Below are 26,947 nucleotides of genomic sequence, written 5' to 3'. Positions count from 1 at the left end.
GGAGAGACGACATGGCCGAGGCGTCCGCAGACTATCCGCTGTCGGGACTGAGGGTGCTGGACTTCTCCCGTGTCCTGGCCGGGCCCTTCGCCGGGCGGCTGCTGTCGGACCTGGGCGCCGACGTGGTCAAGGTCGAGCCCCCCGAGGGCGACGTGACCCGCAACTGGGGCCGGGTGAAGGGCGGCGTGCCGGGCTTCTTCCACCAGCAGAATGCGGGCAAGCGGAACATCTGCATCGACCTGCGCGCGCCGGGCGCCCGGGAGCTGGTGCTGGACCTTGTCCGCCAGGCGGACATCCTGATCGAGAACTACCGGCCCGACGTCATGGGCCGGCTGGGCCTGGGCTACGATGTCCTGTCCGAGGCCAATCCCCGCCTCATCATGCTGTCCATCTCGGGCTTCGGCGCCGGCGGGCCGGAGTCGCGCCGTCCCGCCTACGCCCCCATCGTCCACGCCGAGATGGGGCTGATCGCCCGCCAGGCCCGCCGCAACGGCGTCCGCCGGACCGACCTGCCCCTGTCGGTGGCCGACACCAACGCCTCCCTGCACGGCCTGATCGGCCTCCTGTCAGCGGTGATCCAGCGCGAACGGACCGGCCGCGGCCAGCACATCGACATCGCCATGGTCGACGCCACCCTCGTGACCGACGACCAGTTTCACTATGAGGCCGAGGACTCCGAGGACACCATGGACCTGCCCCCCGACATCTGGGAGACGGGCGCCGGCCCCATCCTGGTCTCGGCGGACTTCCGCTACCTCTTCCGCCAACTGACGACCAAGCTGGGCCTAAAGGATCCCGGCGAGGGCGTGTCCGACCTCGACCGCAAGATCGCCCTGCGCCGTGCGGCGGTGGGTGAGCTCATGATGGGCCTGACCGACTGGGAGAAGGTCACCGCCGCCATGGCCGCCATGAACATCGCCTGGGGCGAGGTGCGCGACGGCGCCCGCCTTCGCGAGCAGCCGACCCTGGCCCACCGGGGTTCGATCGTGGACATCGACGACCGCGAGGGCGGGACCCGTCCCATCCCCCAGTCGCCCTACCGGTTCTCGGCGGCGAGAAGCGGCGTGCGCGGCGTCGCCCCCCACCGGGGCGAGCACAACGCCGAGGTCCTGTCCGAGTGGCTGGGCCTGGACGCGGCCCAGGTGACGGCCTTCTCCCAGGCCGGGGTCCTGGGGGCGGAAGGCTGACGCGCCCCCGGAATTGCTCCCCCAAGGGGGAGCTCCCGGCGAAGCCGGTTGAGGGGGTCAATACCCCTCGCCGCAGACCCCCTCCGTCCCGGGGCTGCGCCCCGGTCCACCTCCCCCTTGGGGGAGGAATTGAAGCGCGCATTGCTCCCCCAAGGGGGAGCTGTCAGCGAAGCTGACTGAGGGGGTCAGCGGCGGCGGCTACAGCTCGATCCCGTAGACCCGCGCCGCGGTCCCGGAGAACATCAGGTCCTTCTCGGCTTCGGAGTAGGGCGCGGCGATGCGCTTGAGGCCGTTCCAGAGGGTGCGGTAGGACAGGCTCGCCCGGTCGACGGGGAAGTTGCTCTCGAACATGCAGCGGGCCGGGCCGAAGAGATCGATGGCGGCCCTGTACCAGTCGCCCTGGGCGGCGGCGAAGGCGGCGGAGTCCGGGGCGCCGGTCTTGTGCCAGTCCCAGCCGTTGATGGGCATGGCCATGCCGCCCAGCTTGACCGTCACGTTCGGGCAGGTCACCAGGCCGGCCATGTCCGCCCGCCATGTCGGGAAGTACTCGCCGCGCTTGCCGGCGTAGGGGCCGATGCCCAGGGGCCCGCCCAGGTGGTCGAGGATGATGCTGGCCTCGGGGAAGGCCCGGGCCAGGTCCGTCAGCTCGGGGATCTGGGGATGGAAGAGCCAGGCGTCGAAGGTCAGGCCCCGGGCCGCCAGCTTCGCAAAGCCCCGCCGGAAGGTTTCATTGAGGTAGAGGTGCGGCGGCGGGTGGTGATGCGAGGGGCGGATGGCGTTCGAGGCGTCCCAGGCCGCGGCGTGGCGGATCCCCCGGAAGAGGCCCTCGCCGGCCTCGATGTGGGCGTCCAGCAGGGCGTCGAGATCGTCGGGCGCCAGGAGGTCGGCCGAGCCGACGATGGCGGCGATCCGCGCCCCCCTCCCGTCCTGCGAGGCCCGGGCGATCCGGGCGACATAGGCGCTCTCGCCGGAGCGGCGCAGGGCCTCGGGCCCTTCCGTGAGGTAGCCCGTCATGCACTCGACGAAGATGGTGGCCTCGACCCGGTGGCCGTCGCCCGTATCGCCCCTCAGGTCCTCCAGCAGGTAGGCCGGTCCCGCTCCCGCCGGCCAGAGATGGTGGTGCGGGTCGAGGATCCGGCGGTCCGGGTCCAGGATGGGTTCCGGCGCGGCTTCCGTCGCGGATGGCTTGTCCATGAGGCGGGCCTCCCCTAATCGCTTTGGCGGCTGCGGCTTGCCTGCCGTCCGCCCTGTTGGGAGACTGGACCCGGCGGGACGGAGGCTCAAGGTTAGAGGCTCAAGGCCGGACCGCGACGGGAGGAGACCCATGGACCTGTCCTACAGCGCCGAATACGAGGCCTTCCGCGCCGAAGTGCGCGGCTTCCTCGAAGCCAACCGCAGCCAGGCTCCGGGCCATGGCGGCAACGGCCTGACCTGGCAGAAGCTGCTCATCGAGAACGGCTACGCCGCCCGCACCATCCCGCGCGAGTATGGCGGCTACGGCGGTGAGCCGGACATCCTGAAGTCCCGGATCATCGCCGAGGAGTTCGCCCGCGCCCAGCTGTCGCCGGGCCTAGGCGGCCAGGGCATCTCCATGCTGGTCCCGACCCTGCTCGAGGTGGGGTCGGAAGAACAGAAGCGCCAGTTCATCGCCCCGACCCTGCGCGGCGAGATGCTGTGGTGCCAGGGCTATTCCGAACCCAACGCCGGCTCCGACCTCGCCGCCCTGGCCACCAAGGGCGTGCTCGAGGGCGATGAGTGGGTGATCAACGGCCAGAAGATCTGGACCTCCACCGCCCACCTCGCGCACTGGATTTTCTGTCTCGTGCGCACCGAGCCAGACGCCCCCAAGCACGAGGGCATCAGCTTCCTGCTGTTCGACATGAAGACCCCGGGCATCGAGATCCGCCCCCTGGTGGACATGACCGGCGCCGCCAACTTCAACGAGGTCTTCTTCACCGACGTCCGCGTCCCGGCCCACCAGATCGTCGGACGGCGGGGCGAGGGCTGGAAGGTCGCCAACGCCATCCTGCGCCATGAGCGCGGCTCCCTCGCCGACCCCAATGTCATGCAGAGCCGGCTGAACGCCCTGATCGACCTGATGAAGGCCGAGACCCTCGACGGAAGCCGGGTCATCGACAACCCTATCTACCGGGACCGGCTGATGGCGATCCAGGGCCGGGTCCAGGCCCTGCGCTGCAACGACCTGCGCCTGCTCTCGGCGGCGGTGAACCGCCAGAGCGCGCCCCTGGCCGGCATGGTGGTCAAGCTGCAGGGCACTGAGCTGCGCCACGAGCTGGAGGGCTTCGCCATCGACGTCATGGGCGAGCTGGGCCTGCTCTATGGCGACACGCCCCGCCTGCGTGGCGGCGGCTCCTGGCAGAGGGACTACATGTACTTCCTCGGCCTGATCATCGGCGGGGGCACCTCGCAGATCCAGAAGAACATCATCGCCGAGCGCGGGCTGGACATGCCCCGCGAGCCCAAGCTGGCCAAGGCCTGAGGAGAGACGCGCCATGGAATTCGGACTCTCTGACGAACAGGTCATGCTGCAGGACGCCCTGGCCCGGTTCCTGTCCGGGACCGGCGGGCTGGAGCGCACCCGCGCCTTCGCCGCCGGCAAGGACCGCCGCGCCCCGGACGTGCTGCGGGGCCTGGCCGAGCTGGGCGTCACCGGCCTCATCATCCCCGAGGTCCACGGCGGGGTCGGGCTGTCCCTGCTGGACGCCGCCCTGGCCGCCGAGCAGCTGGGCCGGTTCGTCGCCCCGGCGCCCTTCGCCGGCACGGCGGTCATGGCCCCCCTGGCCCTCCTGAAGGCGGGCGACGCCGGCCAGCAGGCGGCCTGGCTGCCCAAACTCGCTTCCGGCGCGACGGTGGCGGGGGTGGCCCTTTCCGAGGTCACCGGCGCCCGGGACGGCGCCGGGGTCGAGGCCCGCGACGGGCGCCTGCACGGCCGCGCCCAGTTCGTCGTGGACTACGAGGCCGACCTCTTCGTCGTCGCCGACCGGGCGCGCGGCCTGCACCTGGTCGCGGCGGACGCCCCCGGTCTCACCCGCACGGACTTCCGAACCATCGACGCCACCCGGCCCACCGGGGAGCTGGTCTTCGACGGCGTCGCGGCCGAGCCCCTGAAGGCCGGCGACGGCCCCGCCGCCGTGCGCGCCATGATCGACGCAGGCCGGGTCATGCTGGCCGCCGACACCCTGGGCGCGGCCCAGGACATGCTCGACCAGGCCGTGGCCTACGCCAAGGGCCGGGTCCAGTTCGGCCGGGCCATCGCCACCTTCCAGGCGGTCAAGCACATGTGCGCCGAGATGGCGGCCTCGCTGGAGCCCTGCCGGTCCCTGGTCTGGTACGCCGGCCACGCCCTCGACCACCTGCCGGAGGAGGCCCCGGTCATGGCCTGCCACGCCAAGGCGCATCTGTCGGAAGTGGGGACCTTCGTGGCCCGCACCTCCACCGAGGTGCACGGCGGCATGGGCTTCACCGACCTCGTCGGCCTGCACTACTGGTTCAAGCGGATCGGCTACAACCGCCAGGTCCTGGGCGGCCCGCAGGCCGTCCGCGCCGAGGCGGCGGCCCTGCAGGGACTGGCGGCCTGAGGGTGTGACCGGCGGCGGCTCAGTCGTCGCCGCCGTCGCCTTCCTTGCCCTTCATCTCGGCCAGGATCCGCAGGTTCGCCTCATGGCCGTCCCGGGTGATGGTGTAGGTCGACATGATGGCCAGCATGATCATCCAGAGCGACAGGATGGCGGGCACATAGAACATGCCCAGACGCATGACGGTCTCGTGGGAGACCTGGCTGGGGTCGGCCCCGGCCTTCAACCCGGCAAGGGTCAGGACGAAGGTCGCCGCCGTCAGGCCGAGGCCGCCCACAACTTTCCGGATGAAGGCGGAGGCGGCGAAGAAAATGCCCTCTGACCGTCGCCCTGTCTTGATCTCGGCCTGCTCGACCAGGTCGGCCATCATCGAGCCTGACAGGATCTGGAAACAGATGATCAGGCCCACGTCGATCATGGTGGTGAAGAAGACGAACCAGAAGACGACGGGGCTCGAATTGTCCGGCAGCACGCCCATGAGGCGCAGGACGACAGGCATGGGCGAGCCCAGGAAGGCGATCAGGCCAATGATGATCGCCCCCTTCTTCTTGCCGATGGTCCGGCTGACAATGGGGGCCAGGACCGCCCCGATGATCGCCGAGACGAAAACGCCGCTGGTGATCAGGCCCGACTGAGCGGTGCTGAAGTTCCAGAAGTAGGTATAGAAGTAGAAGGCCAGGGCCGCCGAAAGGCCCCCGGCGATCGAGCCGAAGATGGCCGAGATGAAGAGGGCCAGGAACGACCGGTTCGAGAGGGTCTCGAAGATCTCCCTGAAGATGGTCGCCGGGCCCAGGACGCGCTTCGGCGGGGCCGGCTTGAGATGCATGATGCGGCTGTGGGTGCCGATCGAGGACGCCAGGACCGAGACCAGGAGGAGGCCCGAGGCGATCAAGCCGTAGGTCCGGTAGGCCTCGGGATTGAACTGGCCGTTCGGGATGGCCGCCGTCGCGAACAGCGGGAACAGGACGATGAAGTTGAACACCGACATGGCGTTCCCACCCGTCCAGCCGAAATAGGAACGATAGGCCTGCAGGGAGCTGCGCTCGTCGTAGTCGTCCGTCAGCTCCGGGGCCAGGGCCGTGCTCGGGATCTCGTAGATCGAGATCATCATGCGGACGACGATCGACAGGACCAGCAGGTAGAGGAAGAGGTGGAAGTCCTCCCAGCCCTGGGGCGGGCTCCAGAGCAGGAAGTAGGTCGCCGCGATGGGGATGGCGGCGGCGTACATGAAGGGATGTCGCCGGCCCCACTTCGAACGCAGGTTGTCCGACCAGTATCCGAGGATGGGATCGAAAAAGGCGTCGACAATGAGGGAGATGGTCAGGGCGAGGCCGACCAGCCGGGCGTCCAGGCCGATGACCTGGCTGTAGAAGATCAGCAGGAAGTAGCTGAAGCCGTTGTCCTTGACCCCGAAGGCCACCGCCCCGAAGCCATAGGAGATCTTGGTCCACAGGGATGGCTTGGTCGTCTCGATCCTGGGTCCGGGCGCGCCTCCGGCGGCGGTTTCCACGGTCATGCCATTTCCCCCTGTCACGCGATCCCCGGCGCAGTCTGCGACCCTTCGCAGCCGCGCCGTCGGTCGGCGGACAGGGAAGTCAAACCCAGCCCCGGAATGCCGTCAAGACAATGCTTTGGCGGCGTTCCGGAGCTGACCGCCTGTTGAAATCAGATGGCGGCGGCCAGCCGGCTGGCCTGGTTGATGGCCCGCTTGGCGTCCAGCTCGGCCGCCACGTCCGAGCCCCCCACCAGGGTGGAGGCGACGCCCAGGGCGGCCAGCTCGTCGTGCAGGGCCCGCAGGGGGTCTTGCCCCGCGCAGACAATGATGGTGTCGGCCTCGATGAGGCGAGGCTCGGTCCCGATCAGGACGTGAAGCCCCGCATCGTCGATCTTCTCGTAGGTCACGCCGCCGATCATCTGCACGCCGCGCTTCTGCAGGGTGGCCTTGTGCGTCCAGCCCGTGGTCTTGCCCAGGGACCGGCCCAGGGACTCGGCCTTGCGCTGCAGGAGGGTGACGGTCCGGTCGGCCTTCTCGACGTGGGGGACAACGCCGGTGACGCCGCCCCGGGGATGGTTCTTGAAGTCGATGCCCCACTCGGCGGCGAAGACGTCCACGTCCATGGAGGCCGAGACCCCGGCGTGGCTGACCAGCTCGGCCACGTCGAAGCCGATGCCGCCGGCGCCGATCAGGGCGACCTTCTTGCCGACCTTCGCCTTGCCGTTGATGACGTCGACGTAGCTGGCGACCATGGGGTGGTCGATGCCCGGGATGTCGGGGGTGCGCGGGGTGATGCCGGTGGCGATGACGATCTCGTCGAAGCCGCCGTTGACCAGGCTGCGGGCGTCGGCCCGGGTGTTCAGCCTCAGGTCGATCTTCAGCACCTCGATCCTCCGGGCGTAGTAGCGGAGGGTCTCGGAGAACTCCTCCTTGCCCGGGACCTTCTTCGCCAGGTTGAACTGGCCGCCGATCTCGGCGGAGGCCTCGAACAGTGTGACCCGGTGGCCCCGCTCGGCCGCCACGGTGGCGTAGGCCAGGCCGGCCGGGCCCGCTCCCACCACGGCGACGGACTTGGGCGCGGTGGTCTTTTCATAGACCAGCTCGGTCTCGTAGCAGGCCCGGGGATTGACCAGGCAGCTGGTCATCCGGCCGGTGAAGGTGTGGTCCAGGCAGGCCTGGTTGCAGGCGATGCAGGTGTTGATCTCGTCCTCGCGGCCCTCGGCGGCCTTCTTCACCAGGTCCGGGTCGGCCAGCATGGGCCGGGCCATGGAGACCAGGTCGCCGTCGCCCCGGGCCAGGACCTCCTCGACGACCGAGGGCATGTTGATCCGGTTCGAGGTGATGACCGGCACGTTCACCACCTTGCGCAGGCGGCCGGTGACGCTGGTGAAGGCGGCGCGGGGCACCATGGTGGCGATGGTCGGGACCGGCGCCTCGTGCCAGCAGAAGTGGGTCGAGATGATGGTCGCGCCTGCGGCCTCGATGGCTTTGGCCAGGGTCACGACCTCGTCCCAGGACATGCCGCCCTCCAGCATGTCCATGGCGGCGATGCGGAAGATGACGATGAAGTCGGGGCCTACGGCCTCGCGCACCCGGCGCACCACTTCCACGGGGAAGCGCATGCGGTTCTCGAAGGGCCCGCCCCATTCGTCGGTCCGGCGGTTGGTCTTCTCCACCAGGAAGGTCGAGAGCAGGTAGCCGGCCGAGCCGATGATCTCGACGCCGTCATAGCCGGCCTCGCGGGCCAGGGCGGCGCAGCGGGCGAAGTCGGAGAGCTGCTGCTCGATGCCGTCGGCGTCCAGCTCGTTGGGCGTGAAGGCGCCGATCCGCGAGCGCACCGCCGAGGCGGCGACGGCCTCCGGGGTCCGGGCCAGGGGGCCGCTGTGCAGGATCTGCAGGCAGATCTTCACGTCCGGGTCGGCGGCGTGAACGGCCTCGGTGACCTCCCGGTGGGCCTCGGCTTCCTCGGGCGTGGACAGGCGGGCGCCGGGACCCGCGCCGGCGTTCGGCGAGATGCCGCCGGTGATGATCATGCCGACCCCGCCCCGGGCGCGTTCGGCGAAGTAGGCGGCCATGCGCGACAGCCCGCCGGAGGCCTCCTCCAGGCCGGTGTGCATGGAGCCCATGAGCACCCGGTTCTTCAGCTTGGTGAAGCCGAGGTCGAGGGGCGAGAACATCAGCGGATAGCGGCTGGCGGACATGGGTTTCCTCTCCGGACGGTCACCGGGCCCTGCGGCGCGGCGCTTTCCGCCACCATCCGGGAGGCGGGCCCCTCCTGTCAAACCTGACCCTGCGTCAGGGCGCCTTCACGGCCAGATCCGATGGACGGGCGTCGTTGGAATACTGGCCGTCCACCAGTCGGGGGGCGGTCCGGCTCGAGTCGATTTCCAGGGCGATGTCCAGGTCCGCCGCGAAGCCGCGTTCGGACAGCTCAAGTCCAGACCGGCTCGTCCGGATCATGTCCCCGAGCCGCTTGTCCGCCCGTGCGAACGCGGAAGCGGCAAGGTCCGCCTCGGCGTTTGGGATTCCACCGAGCGCAGCAATCACGGCGCCGGCGCCAAGCCAGTCTTCCAGAGCGGGGCGAAGGCTCCCATCGTCCCATCTTTCTCCGGCGGGAATGACGGCGATCACACCCTCGGCGCCTGCTGTCCGGCGCGCCGCCGCGGCTGTCGCCTGGGCATTGCGCAAGCTGGCGCAGAAGGTCGGCGTCGATCCTGTCGCCAGGGACAGCCTGGATCCGTTGGGCGAGGGCAGGAGGAGCCGGGTGTTCGCGGGAAGATCTCTCAGGCTCGAAGGCGAGAGGCTTGGGCTGCGGGTTCTGTCCTTCGACGCGGCGACGGCTCCGAGACTGGCCGCAGCCCGTTCCGCCGCCGCCGCGTCGCCGTAAGGAAAGGGAATAACGGTCGCCCCGCGATCCAGAGCCACCGATACGGAAGTGGAGAACGAAAGGACGTCGACAATGACAAATACGTCCGCACGCTCCTTCCAGGCCTCAATCCCGGCAAGGTCCCATTCGCAGACGACTCTGACCAAACCCGCCCTCCTTCGGACGTCGAGGCCCCCCGGTCTCCGCCTTCAGGCGTACTCGAACCAGGCGTGGGAGACGACGGTGCGGTCCCCGACGCGGGCCTCGAAAATCACCCGGCCGGGGCCGTCGCGCCAGGCCAGGACCTTCAGGTCGTCGCCCGGCAGGACCGGCGAGGAGAAGCGGACCTTGATCCTGCGGAACCGGGCCGGGTCGCCGTCGCAGAGGGTGCTGAGCAGCAGGTGGGCGCAGTGGCCGAAGGTGCACAGGCCGTGCAGGATCGGTTTGTCGAAGCCGCCGAACCTGGCCGCCTCAGGGTCGATGTGCAGGGGGTTGTAGTCGCCGGACAGGCGATAGATGTCGGCCTGGTTCTCGGGGATGTGCGCCCCGGTCTCGACGTCCGGCGCCCGGTCGGGGACCGTCACGGGGGCGGAGAAGGTCGTCCCGGCGCCCTCGAAGGGCTCGATGTCGCCCAGCCGCTCGACACCCCGGCGGAAGGAGCCCGAGACCATCTTCACGCAGACCTGGCCCTCGGCGTTGCGCACCTCGCTCTCGTACTCGACGAAGCCGGCGCCCTTGCCGCGCGGGTGTACGCCGATCAGGCGCGAGACCACGCTCACCTCCCCGCCCAGGGGCAGGGGGCGCACCACCTCGAGATAGCGCTCGGCGTCGATGGTCAGGGGGCCGGGCGAGGGCGGGATGGCGGCGCGGTCCACCACCGCCCCGGCGCCGCCCCAGCGGATGGGGAAGGTCGGGAAGACGGCGAAGTCCTTGTGACCTTCGAAGATGAACCTCAGGTCCCGGCTGTTGATGCCGACGGCGTAGAGCAGGATGTCGCGGCGGTCATAGGCGATGCGGACCGGTTCGCCCCAGGCGGCCGGGCCGCCGCCCGGCAGGGCGGCCCTGGCGTTGTAGACGGCCATGGGCGTCTCCTTACAGGTGCGGGAAGGCCAGGGGGTCCTGGCGCTCGAAGGCCTCGGCGGCGGCCAGGACCAGGTCGTCGCGGGAATGGGCGGCGGCGATCTGCAGGCCGAAGGGGGCGCCGATGCTGGAGATCCCGCAGGGAACCGACACCGCCGGATGGCGCGTCAGGTTGAAGATGGCGGTATTGGTCCAGTAGGGGTTGGGCCGTCCGTCCGGCCCGTCGGGGACGTTTCGTCCCACCTGCGGGGGCAGGGTCGACATGGTGGGCGACAGGACGAGGTCGTACTCGGCGAAGACCTGGTTCCAGGCGTGGGCCATCTCGCGGCGGCGGACCTGGGAATCGATGATGGTCTTCACGTCCAGCTTGGCGCCGATCTTGGCCTGCTCGTAGAGGGCCGGGTCGAACTCGCCATGGCGCGCCTCGGGGTAGAGCTGCAGCAGGCGCTGCAGGGCGGCGAACCAGTGGGCGACGAAGACCCGGCCGGTCTCGCCGTTCTCCGTGGGCGAAGTGATGGGAACCACTTCGCAGCCCAGGGCGCGGAACCGGTCGGCGGCCTTCAGGACCGCGGCTTCGACCTCGGGATCGAGGAAGAAGTCGCCGAACTTCAGGACCAGGCCGACCTTCAGCCCCTTCAGGCTGCGGTCCAGGCCGGCGACGAAGTCGACGTCGGTGGGCGGCAGGGCGAGGGGGTCGCGAACGTCCGCGCCCTTCAGCACGTTGAGCATCAGGGCCGCGTCCCGGGTTGTGCGGGTCATGGGGCCGGTGTTGGCCAGGTCCCCGTGCATGGAGGCCGGCCAGGCCGGGATGCGGCCGTAGGTGGCCTTCAGCCCCACCAGGCCCGTGCAGGCCGCCGGGATCCGCACCGAGCCGCCGCCGTCCGTGCCGATGGACAGGGGCCCGATCCCCGCCGCCACCGCAGCCCCCGCGCCGCCGGAGGAGCCGCCCGGCGTCCGCTCGGTGTTCCAGGGGTTGCGGGTGATCCCGTTCAGCGGCGAGTCCGTCACCCCCTTGAACCCGTATTCGGGGCTGGAGTTGGAGGCGAAGATCACGGTCCCGGCTTCCCGCAGGCGGGAGACGGTGGTGGCGTCCTCCGTCTGCGGGGTCTTGTCGGTCAGCTGGCTGGCCATGGTGAGGGGCCAGCCCTTCACCTTGATCAGCTCCTTGATCGAGACCGGGACCCCGTCGAGGGGCGACAGGGGCTCGCCCTTGGCCCAGCGGGCCTCGGACGCCCTGGCCTGGGCCCGGGCGCCGTCGGCGTCGATCAGGGGCAGGGCGTTGAGCACCGGATTGAGCCGGGCCGCCTTGTCCAGGACCGCTTCCAGGACCTCGACGGGCGAGGCCTTTCGGGCGGCGTAGAGGCCCGAAAGCTCGGCGGCGGAGGCGCGGGTCAGGTCCTGGGTCATGGCGGGGGCTCCTGGGTTCCGGTGTGCTCTGGTCAGGTCAGGCGAAGCGCGCGAGGCGGCCGCGGATGATCTCCTCGGCCTCGGCGACGATGCCCTCGATCAGCTCCTTGCAGGTGGGGACGTCGTGGATCAGGCCCACCACCATGCCGCAGGACCAGGCGCCGGCGTCCATCTCGCCATCCTGCATGATGCGCGGATAGACCCCGCCCACCTCATGGATGATGTCCTCGAACTTCAGGTTCGGGCCCAGGGCCTTTTCCTTTTCCAGAAGGCGCTGGACGGCGGCGTTGTTCAGCACGCGCTCGGTGTTGCGCAGGGGGCGCATGACCAGGCGGGTGTCCAGCTCGGAGGCGTCCACGATGGCCTGCTTGACGTTGTCGTGGACCGGGGCCTCCTTCGTGGCGATGAAGCGGGTGCCCATGTTGATGCCCTCGGCGCCGAGGGCCAGGGCCGCCGCCAGCTGCTTGCCGTTGGCTACGCCGCCGGAGGCGACGAAGGGGATCTTCAGCTCCTCGGCCGCCCGGGGCAGGAGGATGAAGTTGGGCACGTCATCCTCGCCGGGATGGCCGCCGCACTCGAAGCCGTCGACGCTGATGGCGTCGCAGCCCACGGCCTCGGCCTTCAGGGAGTGGCGGACCGAGGTGCACTTGTGGATCACCTTGACCCCCGCCGCCTTCAGGTCGGCCATGTACTTCTGGGGGTTGTTGCCGGCGGTCTCGACGATCTTCACGCCGTTGTCGATGATCGCCCGGATGTAGCCCGGATAGTCCGGCGGGTTGATCGAGGGCAGGAAGGTCAGGTTCACGCCGAAGGGCTTGTCGGTCATTTCCCGGCAGCGGCGGATTTCCTTGGCCAGGTCGTCCGGCGTGCGCTGGGTCAGGCCGGTGATGATGCCCAGGCCCCCGGCGTTGGAGACGGCGGCGGCCATTTCCGCCAGGCCCACGAAGTGCATGCCCCCCTGGACGATGGGGTGCTCGATGCCGAACAGTTCAGTAATGCGGGTCTTCACGGGAGGCTCTCCGGGGTTTTGAACGATACGTATGGAAACTTTGCGGCGCCGGGACCGGCAGGGCAAGGGCGCAGGCGTCCGCCTCAGGTTGGGAGCGCAACGGCCTCCTCGCCGTGGGCGTGGGCCTTGAGGGTCTCGGTCCAGATCTCGTGGAACAGGGGGCTGTCCTTCAGGAGGGTGCGAAGGTCGCCCCGCGCCGCGATCCGCCCGCCCTCGATCACCAGGATCTGGTCCGCCCGGCGATAGGCCTCCAGCCGGTGCGAGACGGCGAGGCAGGTGGGTCGGTCGTCCTCCTGCTCGAACAGGCGGGTCCAGAAGGCGTGCTCGGTGCGCACGTCCAGGGCGCTGGAGGCGTCGTCGAAGACCAGGAGGTCCGGCCGGCGGGCGAACATGCGGGCTGCGGCCGAGCGCTGGACCTGGCCACCCGAGAGGGTCACGCCCCGGGTGCCGACCCGGGTGTCCAGGCCCTCGGCGAGGCGCGCCACGTCCTCCTCCATCACCGCCAGGTGGACCGCGCGGTCCAGGTCCGCCGGCGTCAGGTCCAGGCCCATGGCGATGTTGTCGCGCAGGGTCTCGGTGAACAGGCGCGGGGTCTGGCCCGTGTAGGCGCAGCGTGGCGGGGTCAGGAAGGTGGCGGGGTCCTCGACGCGCTCGCCGTTCCAGAACACCTCTCCGGCCTGGGCGGGAAGCAGGCCCAGGAGGCCGCGGAGCAAGGTGGTCTTGCCTGCCCCCACCCGTCCCGTGACGATGGTCACAGTGCCCCTCTCCAGGGTGAAGCTGACGTCCTCCACCCCGTTGCCGGTCCCGCCATGGCGACAGGTCAGGCCGCGGACCTCCAGGGTGCGCAGGGGCTCGTGGCGACCGGTGGGCTCCGGGCCCTGGGGCCGGGCCTCGGTGATCCGCTCGCGCGGGGCGTCGCCCAGAAGGGTCTCGATGCGCATCAGGGCGACATCGGCGGTGCGCTTGCGCGCCAGCAGCCGGCCCAGCCAGCGGGGCGCCGAGGTCGCGGCGCCGACATAGGCGGCGAAGAGGGTGAAGTCGCCCACCGAGAACTCGCCCGCCTTCATGGCGCCCGCCGCCAGCAGCAGGATCAGGCCGAGGGCCAGGCTGGAGGTTCCCGCCCCGAAGGTGTCCAGGAGGGTGACGTAGATGCGGTGACGGACGGCCGTCGTCCTGCGGGTCTCGTTGAGGTCCGACAGCCGGCCCAGGACCCGGTCCTCGGCGCCGGCCACCCGCACGGCCTGGACGGCTGTGAAGGCCTCGCCCACGAAGGAGGTGACGCGCGCCTCCGCCTCCCTGGCCACCCGGGAGTACCGGTGGATGCCGGCGGTGATCTTCTGGGTGATGAAGACCATCAGGATCATCGGGGCGATGATGGCCAGGGTCACGGGGGTGTTGATCCGCCACATGATGATCAGGGCCAGCACCGCGAACACCGCCTGGCCGAAGGTCTCGGCCCAGCCCTCCATGAAGGCGATGACCTCGGCGACGTCGTCGCGGAAGCGGCTGAGCGCCTCGCCCGAGGTGCCGGGAGAGACCCGCGGGCCCTTCGCGAACATGATCCAGCCCATCATGTTCGAGCGGATCATCAGCCGCGACGCCGAGGTGAAGGTCACGAAGGCCCAGGGCGTGAAGTAGGAGACGAACAGGGGCGACAGCTGGGCGGCGAACCAGAACCCCACCAGGGTCCAGACGTTGAACCCGGCCTGGGCGTGGCCCGACAGGTTGTCGAAGATCGCCCGCTGGACGAGGCCGGACAGGAGGGGCAGGGCGTAGAAGGCGGCGTAGAGCGCCATGCTGACGCCGAACAGCCAGGGCCGGGCCGCCGCGATCCGCACGGCCTGGCGGAAGGCGGTCTGGTCCGGCGCCGGCAGGGGCGGCGGGATCTCGCCGGCCTCGGGGTTCGCGGAGGGGCGTTCGATCTCGCTCACGCCATGACCTCCTCAAGGCCGGTGCGCAGCAGGCGGGCGTAGGCCGACTCCGGGTCGGCCTCGAGCTCGGCCCGCCGCCCGGTCTCCATCAGGCGGCCCTGGTCGAGGATGGCGATCCGGTCGGCCCTCTGAACGGTCGAGAGCTTGTGGGCGATGATGATGGCGGTCCGCCGCCGCCCGGTCCCGTCCGCGCCGAGGAGGCGGTCAAGGGCCCGCTCGATCAGCTGGTCGGTGGCCGGGTCGAGGCGCGAGGACGCCTCGTCCAGCACCACGAGCCCCGGGTCCTTGAGGAAGACCCGGGCGAAGGCCAGGAGCTGGGCCTCGCCCGCCGACAGCCCCCCGCCGGCCCGAAGCACTGTGGCCAGGCCCGAAGACTGGCGCGACAGCCAGTCGCCCAGGCCCAGGTCTTCCAGGACCTCGGTGATGCGGGCGTCGGGGATGGCGGGATCGAACAGGGTGGCGTTGTCGCGAATGCTGGCGTCGAAGAGCTGGACCTCCTGGGTGACCAGGCCGATCCGGCCGCGCAGCTCCGCCAGCCGGGCCCCGCGGATGTCCACCCCGTCCAGGGTCACGGCCCCGCCCTGCGGGTCATAGAGCCGGAAGAGCAGGCGGGTCAGGGTCGTCTTGCCGCTGCCGGTCCGGCCCAGCAGGCCCATCACCTCGCCGGCCGGAACCTGCAGGTCGAGGCCGCGGATCACCGGGGTGTCCGCCCGGTAGGCGAAGGTCAGCGCCTCGAAGCCGACGGCGGGCGCGTCGGTGCGCCGACCCTCCCAGCCGACGCCCGGCCCGTCGGTCAGCTCCGCCTGGATGGCGCGCAGGTCGCGGATCCGGTTGAGGCTGGCCGAGGCCGCCTGGAACTGCTGCAGCTGCTGGCCGATCAGCATGATCGGCAGGGACATCATCCCGGCGTACTGCATGAACATGAAGACCGTGCCGATGCTGGCCTCGCCCCGCTGGAACAGCCAGACCCCCAGGGCCAGGGCCATGCCGAAGCCGATGGAGAAGAGGGCGCTGGCGGTCAGGAAGATCCAGTGCCCGCGCCGGGCGGCGGCGACGTTGGCGTCGAGGAGCTCTGCGTTCACCTCGCCCATTCGCCGCATGACATGGGGCCCGCCGCCATTGGCCCGGACGTCGTCCAGGCCCGCCAGCCTCTCCTCCAGGAAGCCCGAGAAGGCCGACCAGGCCTCGCGCAGGCGCTCCCACCGGCCGCCTGCGATCCGGCGGATGGCGTGCAGGACCAGGCCGGCGACAACGGCGAAGCCGGTCAGGAGGACGCCGATCCGCCAGTCCTGCAGGTAGAGGACGATGAGGATGCCGGCCAGCAGCAGGGCGCCGCCGATGATCTGCAGGATGAACTGGGAGAAGAAAGCCGCCAGGGCGGCGACGTCGCCGTCCACCCTCTCGATCAGTTCACCCGGCGACTTGGCGGTGTGGAAGGCCATGTCCAGGTGCAGGGCGTGGGTCGCCAGGTCCTGGCGCATCCGGTTCGTGGCCGACCAGCCCAGCTGCTCGCTGAAATAGGTGGAGCCGATCTGCAGGAGCTGGGCCAGGATGGTGACGGCGATGAACAGGCCCGCCAGCATCCAGAGCCGTTCAAGGGGCGCGTCGGCGCCGCCGGTGGCGGCCGTATCGATGAAGGTCCGGATGATCTGGGGCGAAGCCAGCTGCACGGCCGTACCGGCGAGCAGGAAGACGGCGAGGGCGGCCAGCCGCCGGCCCTCCGGCCGCAGGTAGACGGCAAGCACGGCGGCGCCGTCCGCCGGCTTGGCCGCCTCACGCCCCACCTGAACGCACTCCCCGACTGGAACCTTCCGACGTCAACGCCCCGTGAACCTCGCCGGTCGCTTCTCGAGGAAGTGGGCGACGCCCTCCTTGAAGTCCTCGGACTTCAGGCTGAGGGCCATGTCGGCGTTGGCGTCGACGATCGCTTCGGAGAGCGACTGGAACGGGCTGTTCCAGAGCTCGCGCTTCATCACGGCGAGGGACCGGGGCGAGACCTCGCTGGCCAGCATCCGTGCGTAGGCCATGACCTCGTCCCGGAAGGTGGCGGCCGGGAAGACCCGGTTGACCAGCCCGATCCGGAGGGCCTCGGCGGCGTCGACCCGTCGGGCCGAGTAGAGCAGGTCGGCGGCGTTGGCCATGCCGACGATCCGCGGCAGGAGCCAGGACATCCCGTGCTCGGCGATCAGGCCGCGGCGCGAGAAGGCGGTGGTGAAGACCGTCGCCTCCGAGGCGAACCGGATGTCGGTGTAGAGGGCCATCACCATGCCCAGGCCGGCGCAGGCGCCGTTGATCGCCCCAAGGATCGGCTTCGGGACGGCCGGGAAGTAGGGGTACTGCAGGCGGAAGTCCGGGCGCGAGGCCGGGTCGAAGGCGTCAGGCGCGCCACCGCCCGTTCCTCCGGCGGAAACGGCGCCCTGCAGGACGTCCATGTCCGCGCCCGCGCAGAAGCCGCGCCCGGCGCCGGTCAGGACAATGACCTTCACCTCGGCGTCGTCCGCCGCCAGGCGCATGGCCTGGCGAAGCTCGGCCTCCATCACGCCCCGCCAGGCGTTCAGCCGGTCGGGGCGGTTGAGGGTGACCGTCGCCACCCCCGCCTCCACCTCGTAGAGGATGTCTTCAAAGGCCATGCGGGCCAGTCCGGGGCCGGGCGGCCCCGCTCCCTCAGGCGTCCTTGCGGCGGTAGATCGAGCGCTTGGGCTGGGCCGTCACGCGGTGGATCATGGGCTCGAAGGCCGACAGGGGCATGGACTCGTAGGCCGGGTCAAAGCTGTTCTGGTCGTAGAGGTGGCAGAACTGGGCCGTGTACTCGAACCAGGGATGGCCCCGGAACTCGTCGCGCATGTCGCGGTCCAGGCCCAGGTGGTGGAAGAAGTAGTAACCCTGGAAGATCCCGTGCTTGTCCATCATCCAGTAGTTCTGCTCGGAGATGTAGGGCTTCAGGATCATGGCTCCCAGCTCGGCGTGGTTGGACGGCGCCAGGATGTCGCCCACGTCGTGCAGCAGGGCGCAGACCACGTACTCCTCGTCCCGGCCGTCGCGGTGGGCGCGGGTGGCGGTCTGCAGGGAGTGCTCCAGGCGGGTCACGGCGAAGCCGCCGCTGTCCTCGCCAAGCATGTTCAGGTGGGCGATCAGCCGGTTCGGGAACTCGCGGTGGAAGGGCGCGCCGGCGCGGCCGATGGCGGCCCAGTCCTCGGCGGTGCTCTCGGTCATGGCGTGGAAATTCGCCTTCATCTGCATCTCACCGTCCGCCATGTCGGCCTCCCTGCCCTGGTCGCCGGAGCTGCGTCCGGCCGATTTTTGATGAGCCGGTATCCTGAGCCCGGCCCGGGGAGGTGTCAACGCGCCGCCGCCCCTCGGACCCGCGGGAAGGGGCGCTCGGCCCTGACATAGGGGAACTCGTCGGCAAACCCGCAGAGGGTCGCGAAGGTCGCCGGGTCTGCGCAGTCCCCCGCCAGGTCCCGGGGGAAGCCGTTGCGGAACTCCTCCTGCGGCAGGGTCATCATGTGGCGGTAATAGTTGGCCACCATCAGCCGCATGCCCGGCGCCGTCCGCGGGAAGGCCCCGTGCCAGGTTGCGCCGTGGAACATGATCAGCGATCCCCTGGGGCAGATCACCGGCTCGGCCCGGCGGGTCGCTCCCGGCTGCAGGGGCTGGGAGACCGAGCGGTGGGAGCCCCGCACGAAGGCGAGGGGCCCCGCCTCGAGGGTGTAGTCGGTCAGGGTCCAGTTGCTGTTCGCCGCCAGGGCCGTACGGCCCCAGGGCTGGGGCGAGGCGCCCTGGTCGGCGTGCAGCCCGAGGTTCGGGCCGTAGCCATAGCCGCCCCGCCACTTGATGAAAGCGTTGTGGCTCGAGAACCGGGTCTCGCGCAGGCCGATCATGTAGCGCGCCAGGGCCACGGCGACGGGGTTCACCGCCAGGTCCCGGAACAGGCGGTGGCCGCGCGCCAGCTGCGGCAGGAGGAACTGGGTGTTCTCCCCGCCGCGCTCGCCCAGCCGGGTCGCCCCGTCGGGAACCTCGACCTCGGCCTCGGGGCCGTCCTCCAGGGTGAAGCGGCAGCCGACGATCCGCTCGCTGGCCTCGAGCAGCCAGTCCGCCATGGCGTCGAAGGCCGCGAGGGGAACCCCGTGCACCTCCGGCGGCACGACGGTCAGGCCATCGATCTCCAGCTCCAGGACGTAGGGCTCAAGGCCCAGGCGGCGGATCAGCTCCGTTCGACCGGTTCCTGCGCCCTCCGCCATCATCCCCTCTCCGTCACCAGAACTTGTAGTAGACCGCCACGCCGTAGGTCTTGGGCGGGTTCATCGCCAGGGACTGGACGACATTGTTGAAGTTCGTGGGGTTCGACGGGTCCGGCGCCAGGCGAGTGCCGCCGTTCGCCGAGTTGAAGGTCAGGTCGTCGAAGGCGTTCCGCATGTAGGCGGTGACCGTGTACTTGCCGGAATAGGTCCGCCAGATGACCCGGAAGTCCTTGGAGTCCCAGGCCGGGGCCCGGTTGTAGTCCCGGGTGAAGAGGTTGGCGTAGGAGGCGTCGCGCCAGACATAGTTGGCGCCCACGGTCAGGCTGCTGTTCTCGAGGAGCCAGGTGTAGGTGGCGCTGAGGGCGAACTTGCTCTCGGGCGCATACGGCAGGCTGTTGCCCTTCAGGCTCTGCAGCACCTTGGTCTGGGTGTCGTTCGGCGTGGTCGTCGGCGTGCTGACGGTGATGGCGGGCTGGGCGCCGGGCGCCTGGGCCAGGGGGTCCGCCACGTCGAGCACGCAGGCGCGGGTGTCCGCGGTGGTGCAGGTGCTCTTCACCTGGGTCGGGTTGTAGGAATAGCTCGCCAGGAAATCGAGGCCGCGGACAGGCTTCCAGTTGGCCTCGATCTCGACGCCCTTGGACTCCGATTCCGGGACGTTCAGGAACCGGGTCTGGACCGTATTGCCAAGCTCGGTCTGGACGAGGACCCGGATGGGGATCTGGAGGTCCTTGTAGTTGTAGAGGAAGACCGCCGTGTTGACCCGCAGCGTGGAGCCGAAATCCTTCTTCAGGCCGATCTCGTAGGCGTCGACCGTTTCCGCGTCCGTCGAGGGCGAAGGAACGATCTCCGCGGCGTTGAAGCCGCCGGACTTGTAGCCCCGGCCATAGCGGAAGTAGGCGTTGGTGCTTGTGTCGGGGTTCCATTCGATGCCGAGGGTGCCGGTCACGCCCGACCAGTCGTTCTCGAGCTGCCGGTTGGCGCGGCCGGTGGCGGGATCGATCACGTAGTTGACCCACTTGTTGGCGGCCTGCTGGGTCGGGGCGGTCTTGACGCCTTCCACCCTGGCTGCGGCCTGGGAGGGATAGCCGGCGGCCAGCAGGGTGGTGATGTCCAGGGCTGCGCCGCCCACCAGGGTGCCGAACACCCGCGGGTCGCCGATGCAGGAGTTGGTCATGCACAGGGAGCGGAAGGACTCAAAGCCATCCTTGTGGTCGGCGGTGTAGCGAAGGCCCGCGGTGAACTGCCAGACGTCGCGGAACTTCCAGTCGAGCTGGCCGAACACGGCCCGGCTCTCTGTCGTCATGTCGTAGTCGAAGTAATAGAACTCACCGCGCGGATTGATCGCGTTCCCAAGCGGATTGCCAACCCCGGCCCCCGAAGGCGTCAGCGCTCCGGGCTGTGACGAATAGGAGATCTGTGGATTGTGGTAGGTGTCCTTGAAGTAATAGAGCCCGAGGATCCACTGAAGCGGTCCCTCCTGGTTGGATGAGATGTTGATCTCGTGGCTGATCCAGGACTTGTCCTCGATATAGCTGAAGCGGTTGCCGCTGGCGTCGATGGTCAGCGGCCTGCAGCCCGGAACATACTGGCAGGTATTCTGCGATGGCAGGGGCGAGACGTTGAGAGGCACCTGGAAGCTCAGGATCGGAAGCCCGTCGCTGTCTGAGAGCTGGTCGTACTTGTAGGAGTCGAAGCCCCCTACATACTTCAGGTCGAAGGCGTCGAATTCCTGGGTGTATTCGGCGGTCAGGATGTTGATCCCGCCGTTCTTGATCCGTGTGGGGAAGTCCGTGTTGACGGTCCGGGGATCCTTGAGCTGCGGGTTCGAGGTGACGTTCCCGACCTGCACCCTGTTGGCCAGGGTCAGGCCGAAGGCGGGATTGATCGTAAGGGCGTCCACGCCCGAGTAGTTGTACGAGTACTCCCTGTTGCTCAGGGTGCCGCCGCTGTTTCCGGACTCGTTGAACCACTTGGGCTTGGCGTACTTCACCCAGAGGTGGCCCCGTTCGCCGACGTCAATGTCGGCCTGGACTTCCAGGTAGTTGCGGTTCAGGGCGTCCTTGATGCGGTTGCCCGTCGCGACATTGCGGAAGTAGCTCTCCGTCTGCTCGACGAACTGGCCGTAGAACTGAACCCGCGCGAAGTCCGTCAGCGGGCCGGAGACGAGCAGCTCGTAGTTGTGCAGGCCGTAGTTGCCGAGGGTTACACGGGCTTCGCCAACCTTCGTGTCCGTCGGTCGCTTGGAGATCACGTTGATCGCGCCGCCGATGGCGTTTCGGCCGTACAGGGTGCCCTGCGGCCCGCGCAGCACTTCCACGCGGTCGACGATCAGGGTCGACTTGCCCGCCTCTGCCACCGAGGTGGTGTAGAAGCCGTCGGAATAGGTGGCCACCGCCGCATCCGAGGACAGGCGGTTGGTCAGGCGTCCGACACCCCGGATGGCGGCGCGGTCCAATCCGGAATTGTAGGTCAGGCCGGGCGTAAAGTTGGTTATGTCCTGGATCGTGACGATCCCGGTCGTCTCCCTCTGCTTGGCCGTGAACGCCGTGATGGCGATGGGAACATCCTGCAGCTTCTGCTCGCGCTTCTCCGCCGTGACGATCAACTCGCCAATGGTGGTGGCCTCGGTCTCGGCATCCCTGCGGCCGGCCTGCTGGGCCATGGCGCTGCTGGCGGCCAGAACGGACAGGGCGGCTCCGGCCACCCAGGCGGTTTTCCTGAACATGTCTTCCCCCCCGTTTCGCCGGCGGGCGCTTTCGAGGCCCCCTGACGTCCTGGGAAAGGCTGACGACATACTGCCTGCGCGTCAACGTTTTTAGCATCCGGTATGCTCAAAAACCCCGGGCGGGGAAGGGGTTTCTGGGGCCAGGATCGGGCCCCGACTCAAACCAGTGTCCGCCACCAGGAACAGAAACGCCGCCCCCCGTTTCCGGGGGGCGGCGCGCCTGAAGCCTCGGGTGAGGGGATCAGAACTTCTTGCGGACGCCGACCTTGAAGGTCCGGCCCAGCGGGTTCCCGATGAAGGGATCGTAGCTCATCTCGATCCGGGCCTGGGCGGGCTCGGTGTCGAGGACGTTGAACACCGAGGCGGTCACCGTCAGGTCGTTCGGCAGCTGCAGCCGGTAGGTCAGGTCGTGGCTGATGAAGGCGTCCTGCTCCAGGCCGAAGGTGATCAGCTTGCAGTTGGTCGCAGTGCCAGCCTGGGCGTTGGCCACGTTGCAGTTCGTGGACGCCCCGGTCTGCACCGTGGTCGGGCCGCGGTCGTCCTTGACGCCGTCGACATAGTTCATGGTCCACCGGACATTGTGCATGTCGCGGTTGTAGTCGGCGTAGAACTGGCCGCGCCAGTCCGGGATGGTCCCGGGCAGGCGGTTGTAGTTGGCCAGGCCGACGGCGTCGTAGGCGCCGGAGACGGTCACGCCGGCGAACTTGAACGCCTCCTGCTCGAAGCTGAGCACGTAGCTGACGTTACCGCCCACGTGCACCTCGCCGCCGAACAGGTCGTCGAAGCGATAGTCGACATCGGCGTCGATGCCGGTGGTCTTGATCTGCGGACCGTTGGTGGTGTCCGAACGGACCCGGGCGATGTCGTTGCCGACGGTCACGCCCTGGGTGCAGGCGTTGCCGTTGTTGAACGTGATCAGGTACCGGACGGGGCTCGCGCAGTTGACGAACTGGCTGCCGTTCCCGATGCCGGCCACGGCCGTGGCGACCACGTTGGCCGGGACCTGGGTGATCTGGTCCTTCAGGTCGTAGGACCAGTAGTCCAGGGTCGCGGTCAGGGCGTCGGTCTGCAGGATGGCGCCCACCGAGTAGGTGGTGGCCGTCTCGGCCTGGGTGGCCGGGTTGCCGAAGTTGTCCACCGACTTGAAGTTGTTGCCCGAGGCGGCGATGCCGGCCAGCGAGGTGGTGCCCGTGGGCGCCACGTTGCCGGAGGTCGGACCCCGGAAGGAGGTGCCGAAGGAGCCGCGCAGGGCCAGCATCTCCATGGCCTGCCACTTCACCCGGATCTGCGGGTTGGTGGTCGAGCCGGTCTGGCCGCCATAGTCCTCGAAGCGCAGGGCGACCTGGGCGTTCAGGGTGTCGGTGATCGGCAGGTTAACTTCACCGAAGACCGCGTAGACGCTCTGCTCGAGGCGCAGGTTCTTGTTCTGCCCCAGGAAGATGTAGGGACCGGTGGGGAAGGCGCAGTTGGTGACGCCCACCACCGGGCAGGGGGTGATCTCGGCGTTGTAGAAGGGGCTGTCGATCTGCTGGAGGTAGGTCACCTTCCGGTACTGGGCGCCCGCGGCCCAACCGATGTCGCCGCCCGGCAGGGTCAGAGGCAGTTGGCCGTTCAGGACCGCGTCGACGACGAAGGTGTCCTGCTGCGCCCGGAACTTCTGGCGGTCGAACAGCCAGGCCACCACGGACTTGGGGTTGGCGTTGGTCGACACGAAGCCGGGGTTGGTGAGGCCCAGGGCCGGGTTGCCCGGATAGGCGTTGGAGAAGGGGTTGAAGTACTGGCAGCCATTGGCGCCGGCCACAGTGCCGGTGCAGGCCGGGCCGCCGAAGCCGTTCATGGCCTTCTGCAGGCGGTCGATCAGGATGTCGGTCGTCTGCTGGTCCTGCATCTCGCGGATGTAGGTGACGCCGACGTCATAGCCGATGCCGTCGATGAAGGTGTCGCCCGACAGGTCGGCCGAGATCCGGACATGCTCGAACTTCCGGCTGCCGCTCTGGCCGCCCTTGCCGCCGGTGGTGTTGTTGCCGCCACCACCCAGAGGACGCCACAGGGTCGCAAAAGCGCTCTGGGCCGTGCCGATCAGGGCGCTGTTGCCCGTCTGGGTCAGGAAGGTGTTGAAGCCGGGGTTCGAGGCCGGGATGGTGTAGACGTTCACCGAGCCGGGACCATTGGGGCCGGAGGTCGGCGGATAGCCCGGCGAGAAGCGATAATCCGGCAGCGAGGTCTGGCTGTACAGGGCCTCGACATGGAACTTGGAGGAGTCGCCCACGTCGGCGTTGAATTCGCCGTAGAGCTGGTACTGGTCGGTCTCTTCGACGATGTTGTCGAAGGGCAGGTAGCTGAAATAGCAGGCCGGGGTCGCGCCGGTGAAGCCGGGATGGCCGCCCACTGCGGCGCAGTTGGCGTCCACCGCGAAGCCGACGGTCGAGCCGCCGCCCGAAGCGCCGGAGCGGAGCGTGTAGGCGCCCGGCTGGCCCAGGACCGACCAGCCCGAGGGGTTGGTGGTGTAGGGCGCCAGAACCCAGTCACGCTCGGTGTTGGAGAGCTCGCCGCGATGCTTGTAGCCGAAGCTGAGCAGCAGGTTGGAGGTGTCGCCGACCCAGCCGTAGAGGACGTTGAAGTTGTAGTCGCCGCCGTCCGAGCCGGGGACATAGCGATAGTCGCCGCCGACCTCGAAGCCGTTGAGGTTCTTGCGGGTGATGAAGTTGGCCACGCCGCCGATGGCGTCGGAGCCGTAGGTCGCCGCAGCGCCGTCCTTCAGCACCTCGACCCGGCCGATGGCCGACTCGGGGAGCAGGTTGGTGTCGGCCTGGTAGCCGGCGAAGCGCTTGCCGTTCAGGAGCACCAGGGTCCGCTGGGCGCCGAGGCCGCGGATGTTGATGGTGCCGCCGCCGGCGCGACCCTGGGCGTTCGGCGAGAACTGGTTGGAGTCGCCGAGGACCGGACCAGAGATCGGAAGGGTCTTGATGATGTCGAGGATGGAGGGCGAGCCGCGCTTTTCCAGGTCTTCCTGGTTCAGCACCGCCACCGGGATGGCGGTGTCCTTGGGCGTGCCCTGGATGAAGGAGCCGGTGACGACGACTTCCTCGACCGTGGTCGGCTTGGCGTCCTGCGCCTGGGCGGCGCCCGCGACCATCAGCCCGGCTGCGACTGCAACCGCCGACGCACCATAAAGATAACGACCCTTCATGCTGGTTCCTCTCCCTTCGCCGGCGGCCTGATTGCCTGAACTGTTCGGCGCCATTCTGGATGCAGATTGCCCCGTCCGGAGCGATACCGCTATTACATTTTTGCCACAATTCGGGACGGAGCAAGTCTTTTCGTCCAAACAAGCCTGACCCTCAGGGACGAAGGGGGCCCGCCTCCGGGACAAACCACAGGGCGTCGACGACGCCGGGCAGCCGGGTCTCAATGACCGAGTTGTACATGTGGGCGATCTCGACCGGGGTCTCAGGCGCCCGGCGGGCATCAAGCAGGACGGGACGGTCGAACCGCCGGCGAAGGCGGGCGTTGAGGGTCTCCGGCCCGAAGGCCGCCGTGCGGGGCAGGTCGGGCAGGGGCTGGGAGTCCTCGCCGCCGCCATAGATCATCCAGACGATGAACATGGGCAGGCCCAGTTCACGGCCCACATGGTGTCCGAGGGAGGACGTCCTCTGGCCGCCGGGGCCGACGATGCCCGGTGCGGAGATGGCCGCATCATCCCGGACCAGGTGCAGGGCGTGGCCCATCAGCACCAGCCGGCCGGGGCTGAGGGCCCGGATGGACGCCAGGCGCCGCTTCATGGCGTCCTCCCGGAAGGCCATGGCCGGGGCGGTCTCGGCGTAGGTCGCCGCAGTCTTCACGAGGCCGGTATAGGTCAGGCCGTCGATGAGGGCCGACAGGTCGGCGCGGGCGAGGCGGTCGGACCCGGCGGGCGCTTCCACCGCCAGTCGCGTCAGGCGTTGCACCTCCTCGGCCAGGCTTTCGCCGGGGCGCCGGGCGAGGGCTTCTGTCCAGGCCCGGGGCGCGCCCGTGGCCTCCAGGCGAGCGAACAGGTCGGCGTAGCCGCCGTCATGTCCCGCCGCGACGTCGAATCCGTAAAGGGCCCGGGGGGAAAGGGCCCGGTAGAAACGGGCCTGTTCCGCGCGCATGAGGTCGAAGGGGTAGGTTTCCCAGGACGCCCGGAAGATCCCTGTCGGACGGTCATCCCGGTCGGCCCGCGCCTCGCCGCGCCAGCCGAACAGGGACAGGCGATCGAAGACGGCCTCGTCGCGGGTCGCGAAATAGCGGGCGAGCCGGCGCCCGTCGGACCAGCCCAGTTCCTCGGCCCAGACCTGGAAGCCCAGCCGCCGCGCCTCCCCGGCCATCACGATCCGGAAGTCGCTCTTCTCGTGGATGAAGTGGTTGAACTCGCCCAGCACCAGGACCTCGGCCTCGCCGGGGTCAAGATCGCCGGGTTCCAGGACCGCCCGGTCAAGCCAGGCGTCCAGGGCGTCCCTCATGCCAGCAGTTCCGGCGGATAATCCGCGTAGGAGTGCTTCAGGGTGGCGTGGTTCAGCAGCATCTCGGCCACCTGCTCGGTCCCGGTGGAATCGTAGATGCGGGTCCGCACCCAGTAGGATTCCGTGCGCTTGCTCTGGGCCAGGGCGGCGATCTCGCGGCGGATGACATAGTCCTCGCCGACGAAGAGAGGGCCCTTGATCAGCCGGATTTCCTGGTCGGCGAACAGGCCGACAGCCGGGCCCTTCACCGGGAAACGCGCCGAGTGCGACGAGTATTCCGCCAGGACGCTGATCATCTCGAAGGGGATGATGGGCCGGCCCCAGGGCGAGGCGGCGGCGTCGGAATACCAGGGCGAGGTCTCGGTGATGACCTTGAGCTTGTCGTTCAGGCTGAAGGGATAGAGGGCGCCCATGTGCTGGTCCGGGTCCATCCGGACCCGCTCCTCGGCGGCGCCCTTCAGGCCCACGTGCAGGTCCTCCAGGATGACCAGCCGGCCGGGTGGGCGCAGGGCGGCCATGCGGCCCTCCAGCAGGGTCTGGCCGTGGTCTGGGCCCAGGCTGGCCGAGGCCTCCAGCACCGGCGTGCCGTCGGCCTTCTCGGCCCAGATCCGGGTGGAGGTCGCGCCCGGGTTGGGAACCTCGACGAAGGCCCGGACCTCCTCTCCCTCCACCACCATGTTCAGGTAGTGCGACGAGATGCAGCCCCGCTCGAACCAGGCCTGGCCCCAGACCTGCTGAAGGAGGGGCGGGAAAAGGCTGAAGTGGGTCGGTCCCTCGATGGGACCCGCCCGGAAGCCCAGCTTCTCGGCCATGGCGTCGTCATGGATGGAGCTGTGGCCGCCATACTCCTGGTCGGCCAGCATCTGGCGCGGCGCACGCAGGGGTCCGGTCAGGACGAGGGGGGTGTCAAAGCTCATGCCGGCGGGCCT

Annotated in this window: 19 protein-coding genes; 3 read left to right on the top strand and 16 right to left on the bottom strand. The window is 69.2% G+C overall.

Annotated elements, in window-relative coordinates:
- The first annotated feature begins 11 nt into the window (after nt 1-11).
- Nucleotides 12-1,187: a CaiB/BaiF CoA transferase family protein gene (locus HYN04_RS11250; RefSeq protein ID WP_110450843.1), complete on the top strand. Its 1,176-nt coding sequence runs from the start codon at nt 12-14 to the stop codon at nt 1,185-1,187.
- A gap of 198 nt (nt 1,188-1,385) precedes the next feature.
- On the opposite strand, the gene HYN04_RS11245 is transcribed toward HYN04_RS11250, so the two are convergent.
- Nucleotides 1,386-2,381: an amidohydrolase family protein gene (locus HYN04_RS11245; protein WP_110450842.1), complete on the bottom strand. Its 996-nt coding sequence runs from the start codon at nt 2,379-2,381 to the stop codon at nt 1,386-1,388.
- 130 nt (nt 2,382-2,511) lie between these two features.
- Between HYN04_RS11245 and HYN04_RS11240 the strand changes: the two genes are divergently transcribed.
- Both HYN04_RS11240 and HYN04_RS11235 read left to right on the top strand, forming a co-directional pair.
- Nucleotides 2,512-3,687 (top strand): acyl-CoA dehydrogenase family protein, encoded by a 1,176-nt coding sequence (locus HYN04_RS11240; protein ID WP_110450841.1) that lies wholly within the window; start codon nt 2,512-2,514, stop codon nt 3,685-3,687.
- A gap of 13 nt (nt 3,688-3,700) precedes the next feature.
- Nucleotides 3,701-4,786 carry an acyl-CoA dehydrogenase family protein gene (locus tag HYN04_RS11235; RefSeq protein ID WP_110450840.1) on the top strand — a complete coding sequence of 362 codons (1,086 nt, stop codon included), beginning with the start codon at nt 3,701-3,703 and terminating at the stop codon, nt 4,784-4,786.
- 19 nt (nt 4,787-4,805) lie between these two features.
- Here the strand turns inward: HYN04_RS11235 and HYN04_RS11230 are convergent, their stop codons facing one another.
- The 15 genes from HYN04_RS11230 to HYN04_RS11160 all read right to left on the bottom strand — a co-directional run bounded on the left by HYN04_RS11230 (nt 4,806) and on the right by HYN04_RS11160 (nt 26,935).
- Nucleotides 4,806-6,299, bottom strand: a complete 1,494-nt coding sequence (locus HYN04_RS11230; protein ID WP_110450839.1) for an MFS transporter — start codon at nt 6,297-6,299, stop codon at nt 4,806-4,808.
- Nucleotides 6,300-6,448: 149 nt separating this feature from the next.
- Complete coding sequence (locus tag HYN04_RS11225; protein WP_110450838.1) at nt 6,449-8,479, bottom strand: oxidoreductase; 2,031 nt, start codon at nt 8,477-8,479, stop codon at nt 6,449-6,451.
- Nucleotides 8,480-8,573: 94 nt separating this feature from the next.
- Nucleotides 8,574-9,311, bottom strand: a complete 738-nt coding sequence (locus HYN04_RS11220; protein WP_110450837.1) for a 2-phosphosulfolactate phosphatase — start codon at nt 9,309-9,311, stop codon at nt 8,574-8,576.
- Nucleotides 9,312-9,353: 42 nt separating this feature from the next.
- Complete coding sequence (locus HYN04_RS11215; protein WP_110450836.1) at nt 9,354-10,226, bottom strand: MaoC family dehydratase; 873 nt, start codon at nt 10,224-10,226, stop codon at nt 9,354-9,356.
- A gap of 10 nt (nt 10,227-10,236) precedes the next feature.
- Complete coding sequence (locus HYN04_RS11210; RefSeq protein WP_110450835.1) at nt 10,237-11,631, bottom strand: amidase family protein; 1,395 nt, start codon at nt 11,629-11,631, stop codon at nt 10,237-10,239.
- 37 nt (nt 11,632-11,668) lie between these two features.
- Complete coding sequence (locus tag HYN04_RS11205) at nt 11,669-12,640, bottom strand: NAD(P)H-dependent flavin oxidoreductase (protein ID WP_110450834.1); 972 nt, start codon at nt 12,638-12,640, stop codon at nt 11,669-11,671.
- A gap of 83 nt (nt 12,641-12,723) precedes the next feature.
- A complete protein-coding gene (locus HYN04_RS11200) occupies nt 12,724-14,571 on the bottom strand; it encodes an ABC transporter ATP-binding protein (protein ID WP_110450833.1) in 1,848 nt (615 codons plus the stop codon).
- Entirely contained in the window at nt 14,568-16,355 is a 1,788-nt protein-coding gene (locus HYN04_RS11195) for an ABC transporter ATP-binding protein (protein ID WP_199285960.1), read from the bottom strand. The genes HYN04_RS11200 and HYN04_RS11195 overlap by 4 nt, the downstream gene beginning before the upstream one ends.
- Nucleotides 16,356-16,388: 33 nt before the next feature.
- The gene (locus tag HYN04_RS11190; protein ID WP_110450832.1) at nt 16,389-17,201 is read right to left on the bottom strand and encodes an enoyl-CoA hydratase; all 813 of its coding nucleotides are present in this window, start codon (nt 17,199-17,201) and stop codon (nt 16,389-16,391) included.
- A 34-nt stretch (nt 17,202-17,235) separates the two neighbouring features.
- Entirely contained in the window at nt 17,236-17,826 is a 591-nt protein-coding gene (locus tag HYN04_RS11185) for an HD domain-containing protein (RefSeq protein ID WP_110450831.1), read from the bottom strand.
- A gap of 83 nt (nt 17,827-17,909) precedes the next feature.
- Nucleotides 17,910-18,812 carry a phytanoyl-CoA dioxygenase family protein gene (locus HYN04_RS11180; protein ID WP_162599637.1) on the bottom strand — a complete coding sequence of 301 codons (903 nt, stop codon included), beginning with the start codon at nt 18,810-18,812 and terminating at the stop codon, nt 17,910-17,912.
- 13 nt (nt 18,813-18,825) lie between these two features.
- Nucleotides 18,826-21,537 (bottom strand): TonB-dependent receptor, encoded by a 2,712-nt coding sequence (locus HYN04_RS11175; protein ID WP_162599636.1) that lies wholly within the window; start codon nt 21,535-21,537, stop codon nt 18,826-18,828.
- A gap of 241 nt (nt 21,538-21,778) precedes the next feature.
- Nucleotides 21,779-24,727, bottom strand: a complete 2,949-nt coding sequence (locus tag HYN04_RS11170; RefSeq protein WP_162599635.1) for a TonB-dependent receptor domain-containing protein — start codon at nt 24,725-24,727, stop codon at nt 21,779-21,781.
- A gap of 151 nt (nt 24,728-24,878) precedes the next feature.
- Nucleotides 24,879-26,018: a TraB/GumN family protein gene (locus HYN04_RS11165; protein WP_110450827.1), complete on the bottom strand. Its 1,140-nt coding sequence runs from the start codon at nt 26,016-26,018 to the stop codon at nt 24,879-24,881.
- Complete coding sequence (locus HYN04_RS11160) at nt 26,015-26,935, bottom strand: hypothetical protein (protein WP_110450826.1); 921 nt, start codon at nt 26,933-26,935, stop codon at nt 26,015-26,017. The genes HYN04_RS11165 and HYN04_RS11160 overlap by 4 nt, the downstream gene beginning before the upstream one ends.
- Between the last annotated feature and the right edge of the window lie 12 nt (nt 26,936-26,947).

The organism is Phenylobacterium parvum (genome assembly GCF_003150835.1).
In the GTDB taxonomy this organism is placed as follows: Bacteria; Pseudomonadota; Alphaproteobacteria; order Caulobacterales; family Caulobacteraceae; genus Phenylobacterium; species Phenylobacterium parvum.
Note: the sequence above shows the minus strand (reverse complement) of the source record. Positions and strands in the feature narration are given on the sequence as shown.

Bases quoted from the DNA above. Each gene is read 5' to 3' on its own strand.
- HYN04_RS11250 (WP_110450843.1), top strand. From the start codon at position 12: ATGGCCGAGGCGTCCGCAGACTATCCGCTGTCGGGACTGAGGGTGCTG.
- HYN04_RS11245 (WP_110450842.1), bottom strand. From the start codon at position 2,381: ATGGACAAGCCATCCGCGACGGAAGCCGCGCCGGAACCCATCCTGGAC.
- HYN04_RS11240 (WP_110450841.1), top strand. From the start codon at position 2,512: ATGGACCTGTCCTACAGCGCCGAATACGAGGCCTTCCGCGCCGAAGTG.
- HYN04_RS11235 (WP_110450840.1), top strand. From the start codon at position 3,701: ATGGAATTCGGACTCTCTGACGAACAGGTCATGCTGCAGGACGCCCTG.
- HYN04_RS11230 (WP_110450839.1), bottom strand. From the start codon at position 6,299: ATGACCGTGGAAACCGCCGCCGGAGGCGCGCCCGGACCCAGGATCGAG.
- HYN04_RS11225 (WP_110450838.1), bottom strand. From the start codon at position 8,479: ATGTCCGCCAGCCGCTATCCGCTGATGTTCTCGCCCCTCGACCTCGGC.
- HYN04_RS11215 (WP_110450836.1), bottom strand. From the start codon at position 10,226: ATGGCCGTCTACAACGCCAGGGCCGCCCTGCCGGGCGGCGGCCCGGCC.
- HYN04_RS11210 (WP_110450835.1), bottom strand. From the start codon at position 11,631: ATGACCCAGGACCTGACCCGCGCCTCCGCCGCCGAGCTTTCGGGCCTC.
- HYN04_RS11190 (WP_110450832.1), bottom strand. From the start codon at position 17,201: ATGGCCTTTGAAGACATCCTCTACGAGGTGGAGGCGGGGGTGGCGACG.
- HYN04_RS11185 (WP_110450831.1), bottom strand. From the start codon at position 17,826: ATGGCGGACGGTGAGATGCAGATGAAGGCGAATTTCCACGCCATGACC.
- HYN04_RS11180 (WP_162599637.1), bottom strand. From the start codon at position 18,812: ATGGCGGAGGGCGCAGGAACCGGTCGAACGGAGCTGATCCGCCGCCTG.
- HYN04_RS11175 (WP_162599636.1), bottom strand. From the start codon at position 21,537: ATGTTCAGGAAAACCGCCTGGGTGGCCGGAGCCGCCCTGTCCGTTCTG.
- HYN04_RS11170 (WP_162599635.1), bottom strand. From the start codon at position 24,727: ATGAAGGGTCGTTATCTTTATGGTGCGTCGGCGGTTGCAGTCGCAGCC.
- HYN04_RS11165 (WP_110450827.1), bottom strand. From the start codon at position 26,018: ATGAGGGACGCCCTGGACGCCTGGCTTGACCGGGCGGTCCTGGAACCC.
- HYN04_RS11160 (WP_110450826.1), bottom strand. From the start codon at position 26,935: ATGAGCTTTGACACCCCCCTCGTCCTGACCGGACCCCTGCGTGCGCCG.